Origin of the sequence: Winogradskyella sp., assembly GCF_025210595.1 — a bacterium.
Classification (GTDB): domain Bacteria; phylum Bacteroidota; class Bacteroidia; order Flavobacteriales; family Flavobacteriaceae; genus Winogradskyella.
This window is the reverse complement of sequence record NZ_JAOARH010000027.1, coordinates 1-7,667: the sequence shown is the minus strand read 5'-3', so window position 1 is coordinate 7,667 and position 7,667 is coordinate 1. Positions and strand designations below refer to the sequence as shown.

At 32.2% G+C, this 7,667-nt stretch carries 7 protein-coding genes and 1 tRNA gene; 2 read left to right on the top strand and 6 right to left on the bottom strand.

Going from position 1 to position 7,667, the window contains the following annotated elements:
* From N4A42_RS02425 to N4A42_RS02400, 6 genes are all read right to left on the bottom strand, one after another.
* A partial coding sequence (locus N4A42_RS02425) for a leucine-rich repeat domain-containing protein (protein WP_367172466.1) occupies positions 1–640 on the bottom strand: 640 nt, incomplete at its 3' end.
* 44 nt (positions 641–684) lie between these two features.
* Positions 685–2,805, bottom strand: coding sequence for a methylmalonyl-CoA mutase (scpA, locus tag N4A42_RS02420; protein ID WP_294069375.1), 2,121 nt, complete (start codon positions 2,803–2,805; stop codon positions 685–687).
* Between the two features lie 51 nt (positions 2,806–2,856).
* Positions 2,857–4,209 (bottom strand): methylmalonyl-CoA mutase subunit beta, encoded by a 1,353-nt coding sequence (locus N4A42_RS02415; protein WP_294069373.1) that lies wholly within the window; start codon positions 4,207–4,209, stop codon positions 2,857–2,859.
* A complete protein-coding gene (locus N4A42_RS02410) occupies positions 4,202–4,528 on the bottom strand; it encodes a septum formation initiator family protein (protein WP_294069371.1) in 327 nt (108 codons plus the stop codon). The genes N4A42_RS02415 and N4A42_RS02410 overlap by 8 nt, the downstream gene beginning before the upstream one ends.
* Positions 4,528–5,133: a uridine kinase gene (udk, locus tag N4A42_RS02405; RefSeq protein WP_294069369.1), complete on the bottom strand. Its 606-nt coding sequence runs from the start codon at positions 5,131–5,133 to the stop codon at positions 4,528–4,530. Before udk ends, N4A42_RS02410 begins: the two co-directional genes overlap by 1 nt.
* A gap of 138 nt (positions 5,134–5,271) precedes the next feature.
* Positions 5,272–6,372 (bottom strand): PQQ-dependent sugar dehydrogenase, encoded by a 1,101-nt coding sequence (locus tag N4A42_RS02400; RefSeq protein WP_294069366.1) that lies wholly within the window; start codon positions 6,370–6,372, stop codon positions 5,272–5,274.
* A gap of 105 nt (positions 6,373–6,477) precedes the next feature.
* On the opposite strand from N4A42_RS02400, the gene N4A42_RS02395 reads away from it, so the two are divergent.
* Together N4A42_RS02395 and N4A42_RS02390 are read left to right on the top strand one after the other, a co-directional pair.
* Positions 6,478–6,552: transfer RNA gene (locus N4A42_RS02395), tRNA-Pro, on the top strand.
* Positions 6,553–6,691: 139 nt separating this feature from the next.
* Entirely contained in the window at positions 6,692–7,480 is a 789-nt protein-coding gene (locus N4A42_RS02390; protein ID WP_294069364.1) for a hypothetical protein, read from the top strand.
* The last annotated feature ends 187 nt before the right edge of the window (positions 7,481–7,667 follow it).

The following is a 7,667-nucleotide window of genomic DNA, read 5'->3' as shown; positions in this document are numbered from 1 at the left end:
TAGGAAGTTTGGTTTCTGAATCAACAGACCATAACTCTAAACTTTTTAAATTAGGAAGTAATGCTAATGTTTCAAAAAAAGCTTCTTTGTCTATAATAGTTGAGAAATTTATATTTAGATGTTCTAATCTTTTTAGTTTTTTAAAGTCTTTGGGTAATTTTTTAATCGGTGTATGTCCAAAAGATAACCTCTTAAGTTTTTTTAATTTTGATATGCCTAAAGGTATGCTATCGTAACTATCATTTGTTAAGTCTAATTCCTTTAGGTGCTTAATTTTATAAATACTAGTTGGAAAAACAGATAATTTGGGATAAGATAAATCAAAATATGAGACATCGGAATTCTCAAAATTAATAAGTTCTACCGTTTTAATCTTGTTATAGTTATTAATTTCGATTGAATCTTTATTTATTCCTTCATGAATTAAGCTGTAGCGTTCATTAACATTAAAAAAAGGAGATAATTTATATTCTACATATTCGCTAGATTTAGTTTCTATATAAAAATCACAATCAAATCTTTTTATTTCTTCATAAATGAATTTTTCATCACATTTTACGTACTCAATTTTCAAATAGTCTTCTTGACTAAAAGAATAGCTGAGTTTTAGAAAAATTACAGCAAATAATAAGAATTTCATTCTTTTTCTTGTACTATATATTCTGATAAGTTTTTGCTTATAACCTAATCAATCAAAATATCTAAAATCTGAATAGCAGCATCGCTAATTTTAGTACCAGGTCCAAAAACAGCAACAGCACCAGCATCAAATAAATATTGATAATCTTGTTTAGGGATAACTCCACCAACAATCACCATAATATCATCTCTGCCATAAGCTTTTAATTCTTCAATAACTTGAGGTACTAAGGTTTTATGACCTGCAGCAAGCGATGACACTCCTAAAATATGAACATCATTTTCTACGGCTTGTTTAGCAGCTTCTTTTGGTGTTTGGAATAATGGTCCAATATCAACATCAAAACCAACGTCTGCATAACCTGTAGCAACCACTTTGGCACCACGATCATGGCCATCTTGTCCCATTTTAGCAATCATAATTCTTGGGCGACGACCATCTTGTTCTGCAAACTGATCTGCAAGTTCTCTAGCTTTTTTAAAGCTGTCGTCATCTTTTATTTCTTTACTATACACTCCGCTAAATGATTTTATTTGTGCTTTATAACGTCCAAATTCAGCTTCTAAGGCATCACTGATTTCGCCTAAAGTAGCTCTTTTTCTAGCTGCATCTACTGCTAAAGCTAGTAAATTACCTTCACTTGTTTTTGCTGCTTCAGTTAATTTAGATAATGCTTCAGTAACGTCTTCGTTGTTTCTAGTGGACTTAATTTGGTTTAAACGTTCTATCTGTTGGTTACGAACCGTTTGGTTATCAACTTCTAAAATATGAAGCGGATCTTCTTCGTCTAATTGGTATTTGTTAACACCAACAATAATATCTTGTCCAGAATCTATACGTGCTTGCTTACGTGCAGCAGCTTCTTCAATTCTTATTTTTGGAATACCAGCTTCAATGGCTTTAGTCATTCCACCTAATTCTTCAACTTCTTGTATAAGTTCCCAAGCTTTGTTTGCAATGTCGTTAGTTAGACTTTCTACATAATAACTTCCAGCCCAAGGATCAACAGTTTTGGTAATATGCGTTTCTTGCTGTAAGTAAATTTGCGTGTTGCGTGCAATACGTGCCGAAAAATCGGTTGGTAGTGCAATAGCTTCATCTAAGGCATTAGTGTGTAAACTTTGTGTGCCACCAAAAGCAGCTGCAGCAGCTTCAATACATGTTCTTGCGACATTGTTAAACGGATCTTGCTCTGTTAAACTCCATCCAGAAGTTTGGCAATGGGTTCTTAAAGCTAATGATTTAGGGTTTTTAGGGTTAAACTGTTTTACCAGTTTTGCCCAAAGCATACGAGCAGCACGCATCTTAGCAATTTCCATAAAATGATTCATGCCAATTGCCCAGAAGAATGATAAACGTGGAGCAAAGGTGTCAATATCCATTCCTGCACCTAATCCTTTTCTAATGTACTCCAAACCGTCAGCTAAGGTATAAGCCAACTCTATATCGCAAGTAGCTCCTGCTTCTTGCATATGGTAACCCGAAATACTGATACTATTAAACCTAGGCATGTTCTTGCTGGTGTATTCAAAAATATCAGAAATGATTTTCATAGATGGAGTCGGTGGATAAATGTAGGTGTTACGTACCATAAACTCTTTTAAAATATCATTCTGAATAGTACCAGCCAATTGTTCTGGTTTTACTCCTTGCTCTTCTGCAGCAACAATATAAAATGCCATAATCGGAAGCACAGCTCCGTTCATAGTCATAGAAACCGACATTTTATCTAGTGGAATCTGATCGAAAAGAATTTTCATATCCTCAACAGAATCTATGGCTACACCAGCTTTACCAACATCACCAACAACACGTTCATGATCGGAATCATAGCCTCTGTGTGTTGCCAAATCAAAAGCAACGGACAATCCTTTTTGTCCAGCAGCTAAGTTTCTTCTGTAAAAGGCATTACTTTCTTCGGCTGTAGAAAAACCTGCATATTGTCTAATGGTCCAAGGACGTCTTACGTACATGGTTGAATAAGGACCACGAAGATTAGGCGCTATACCAGCAACAAAATCTAAATGTTCTAAATCTTTAATATCTTCTTTGGAATATGTAGACTTTACCTTAATGGTTTCTGCGGTAAGGAATTCTTTGTTTTTGTCTTTAGGATTGTTTCCTGAAGATTTTAGCGTTATATGTTGAAGATTTTTTCTGCTCATCTTTAAATAATTTAATGTGTAAATGAATTAGAGGTTCGACCTATTATAAATCTACTCTTCATTTAACCTGTTAATTTCTAATTCTTCAGATAATCTTTTTTCTATAATTGGCTCAATAAGTGTTTTTCGTTTTTCAATCTTTAAAAACGGACTTATTTCTAACTCATCTTTCATTTTGTCGGCAGGATTTGGGTGTCTGTTTGTACCAAGAAGGATGATGTTTTCTGCATTAAAACCATCTTGCTCTTTAGCGGCACTTTCTTTAATTTTTCTTTGAATAATGCCTTCTTTCAGCTGGTGTAAGAATCCACCATTAGCTTCAATATCTTTAAAAAGATCTAAAGCCTTTTCTGCCAATTGCTCTGTTAAGCTTTCAATATAATAAGCACCATCGGTTGGGTTATTTACCTTATCAAAATAACTTTCGCTTTTTAATACTAATAGTTGATTACGAGCTATGCGCTCACCAAATTCATTTGGATTGTGATATAGACTATCGTAAGGAGCATTAGAAACTACATTGGCTCCACCCAAAACAGCACTCATACATTCTGTAGTGGTACGAAGCATATTTACATTATAGTCGTAAATGGTTTTGTTGCGTTTGCTTGGTGTTGCAATAATCTTGCAATCGGTGTTAACATGATATTCAGATGCAATTGTAGCCCATAATGATCTTAAAGCTCTAAGTTTTGAAATTTCGAAGAAATAGTTTGAACCAACAGCTACATTGAATGTTACTAGAAGCGATTGCTTTGCTTCACTCGAAAGAATTTTATCTAAATGATTAAGATATTCATTAGCGTGTGCTAGACTGTAGGCTAATTGTTGTACAATATTTGCACCTGCGTTTTGATAGAGGCTTAAATCAATAGAAAATTGATTAGTCGCTTTTACGATAGCTTCAAATTTAGAATGGTCATCTGTTAGGTTATTATACCAATTTCCTGTTTTGGCAAGGTTACCTATAATGTCTGTATGATAGTTTGCTTTAGGTTGAAGCTCCTCATTTAGATTGGATAAGAAACAGTATTTTATTTCAATAGAAATGGTTTCTAAATCTATATTTTGAAGTAAATCTTTTATAGAAATGTCTTCAGAATTAATTAAAAACAGAATACTTTCAGCGCCTCTTTCAATAGCATTTATAGCTTTAGCGTTAGCCTCTTTTGTGTCAATGACTTCTATGGTTTGACATATTTTCCATTCAGTCGCTTTGCTGGTAGATGTTTCTGCTAAGGTTTCAAACTCATCAGAATGATAAAAGGGTTTTACATCTATACCTTCGTTAGTTTTCCAGATAAGTGTGTCGTTATAGTCAGCACCTTTTAAATCTGCTTGTATTTTTTGTTTCCAGGCTTTTGAAGAAACTCCTTCAAAGCCTTTAAATAATGGCTTACTCATCTTTATCTTGTTTAGCTATGCTGTCTTCGTATTCTATAATAAAAATATCTTCGTCAGGCTTTTTCATATAATAATTTTCGCGTGCTGTACGCTCAATACCTTCTTCGGTACTTAAATCCTTAATGGCTTTATTGTCTTTGGCTATTTCGTTTTTGTAATGTTCTTTTTGGTATTCTAATTCTTCTATATCATTGTTTAACTCATGATGAAAGAGTAATGAGTGTGCATCAAAAAACAGCATCCATATTGCAAATACAATAAATACCAAAAGATAAATATTTTTAAATGGTTTTAAATATTTATGATTTAATATACCCATTATAAACGTTCGTTAATTATTGTTTTAACGATATCTACAGCAACAGTGTTGTATTTATTGTTAGGTATAATAAGATCTGCATATTCTTTCATTGGCTCAATAAACTGCTGGTGCATAGGTTTTAAAGTATTTTGGTATCTTGATAATACTTCGTCTATGTCTCTACCACGTTCAGAAATATCTCGCTTTAATCGACGAATTAAACGTTCATCAGAATCTGCGTGTACATATATTTTAATATCAAAAAGGTCTCTAATTTCTTTGTGAGATAATATAAGGATTCCTTCAACTATCATCACTTTTCTAGGCTTAGTTACTATAACATCTCCAGTGCGGTTGTGTTTTACAAAAGAATACACAGGTTGGTTTACGGATTTACCTTCTTTAAGTTCTTTGAGATGTTGTTGTAGTAATTCAAAATCTATAGATCTTGGGTGGTCAAAATTAATTTTCACCCGTTCTTCAAAACTTAAATGCGAAGTGTCTTTATAATAAGAATCTTGTGAGATAACACCAACTTGCCCTTCAGGAAGTTCTTTAAGAATTGTATTTACAACTGTGGTTTTACCACATCCTGTTCCGCCAGCAATTCCGATTATTAGCATTGTAGTTCTTAGATTAAATTAGTTATACAAAGTTAGCTAATTACATCTAGTTTTTAATAACTTTTATCACTTCCTTTAGCTGAATTAATTAGTTGTAATTATTTTTTTAAAAGTTATTGTTATAATTCTTAATATCAGCTATTTTTTAATCAGTTTTACAATTCCTAAATTTTCTATACCAACATATATATAACCATCTGGACCTTGCTCTACAGACCTTACTCTACCCAAACCATTAAGCAATTTTTCCTCTTTTATAACCTTGCCGTCTTTTAGAGTACACATATTTAAATATTGAAACCTTAATGAGCCTACTAATAAGTTTTCATTCCAATCACCATATTTGTCACTGTTAATAAAAGCCATGCCGCTTGGCGCAATAGACGGAACCCAATAATGTAAAGGCTGCTCCATACCTTTTTTTTCTGTTATTTCCGTAAATTTTGTTCCGCTGTAGTTAACACCATAACTAATTATGGGCCAACCATAATTTTTTCCAGCATTAATAATATTAATTTCGTCACCACCTTTTGGTCCGTGTTCATGTGTCCAAATTTTACCTGTTTTTGGATGTTTAACCATGCCTTGCGGATTTCTATGACCATAAGAATAAATGGCTTTTTTGGCATCAGAGATATTTGTGAATGGGTTATCTTCAGGAATAGAACCATCATCATTTATACGATAAATTTTTCCGCAATCTCTAGTAATGTCTTGTGGGTTAATATCTCTATCTCCTCTATCTCCAATAGAAAAGAATAAATGACCATTATTATCAAAAGCAAGTCGCGAGCCAAAATGTTGAACACGGTTAGAGTTGGGTTTGGCCTTGTATAATACTTTCCAATCTAAAAGTTTATTATTCTTAAATTTTGCACACGCTATTGTAGTGTTACCACCATCTTCATTGTCATCTGATGAAGCATAAGAGAAATAAACTAGATTATTGTCTTTATAGTTTGGATGAAGAATGATATCCATTAAGCCTCCCTGGCCATGTGCAAAAATTTCTGGTAAACCTGTTATTTCTGTTTTGATACCTTTTTTAAAATGAATTAATTTTCCTAATTTTTCTGTTATTAATATAGAATTGTCTGGTAGAAAAGTAAATCCCCAAGGAATATTTAAATCAGATACAATAACTTCATAACCATTTTCTTTATTTGTTGGGTTTTTATCTTGAGCACAGGTTAATGTGCAGATAAGAACTAGTGCAAAAACAGGTAGTTTTAATTTCATAATTAAAATGAGGTATTAAATCAATTCTTAAAGTTAGAAAAAATGTTGTTAGATTGTAAAGAAAAGCTCTATATTTGCAAACCTAAAATTGATAACCAAAATTTTCGGGGTGTAGCGTAGCCCGGTTATCGCGCCGCGTTTGGGACGCGGAGGTCGCAGGTTCGAATCCTGCCACCCCGACTTTTAACAGAAAAGCTTAGCATTTGCTAAGCTTTTTGTTTTTTGGCTTTATTCCATACACATTATTCTATAGTTTATCGATTATTTTGCTTATTCTGAATAATATTCATTTAGTTTAGCCTTATATAACTAGGTTAATATGTTAACATTTATTGTGCCGATAAAAAGTAAACAAGTTTCTGATAACTGGTCAGTTTTTTGTGAATTGGTAGAAAGAACATTTAAATCTATATGCAATCAAACAGATCAAAACTTTAAGTTAGTTGCGGTTTGTCACGAAATCCCAACAATAAATTTTACTCATAAAAATATTCATTACGTTCAGGTAGATTTTGAACCTCCTATTCGTAATAAATCAGAGAGTGATGAAAGTATTAATAAGCGTAGAGAGGTTGATAAAGGAAAAAAAATAGAGGTTGGTTCTCAGTATGCCAAAGAAAAATTTAATACAACTTATGTAATGATTGTAGACTCTGATGATTACGTAAGTAATCAAATTTCTAGTTTTGTTAATAGCAATAAAGAAGATATATCAGGATGGTATATAAAGAATGGTTATTTACATTTTGATGGAAAATCTTTTTTGTTTGCAACATTTAAGTTTAGCTATTTATGCGGAAGTTCTATTATAATAAAGCCCAAATTGTTAGACTATTTTTTTGAGGTAGATCCTATTTTATATTTTGATCATCGTCTAACAGAATTAAATAATCAGATAAAACTGATACCGCTTCCATTTTATGGAGGTATATATAGCATGGCAAATGGAGAAAACCATTTAATGAGTTTTTCAAACATTAAAAGGTTTAATAATCATAAAGGTTGGTTTTCTTCAGAAGGTATTATGAGAATATATAATAAATTAAAAAACTATAGATTTAGGTTTATAACAAAACGTATTAGTGAGGAATTCAATTTTTATAATTAGAAATCTCAGTTATAAATTTTACTACTCAACTCTAATATAATTTTCTGAATAAATTCTATTACCATCTTCATCGAGCTCTATTTGCTGAAATTTATTAGGATGTAGACCTAACTCAAAAACAAATTCTTTTTTTTCTGCAATCACTTCGTCCATAACAGCAGATCCAAAGTCTAATATTTCTGTAAGT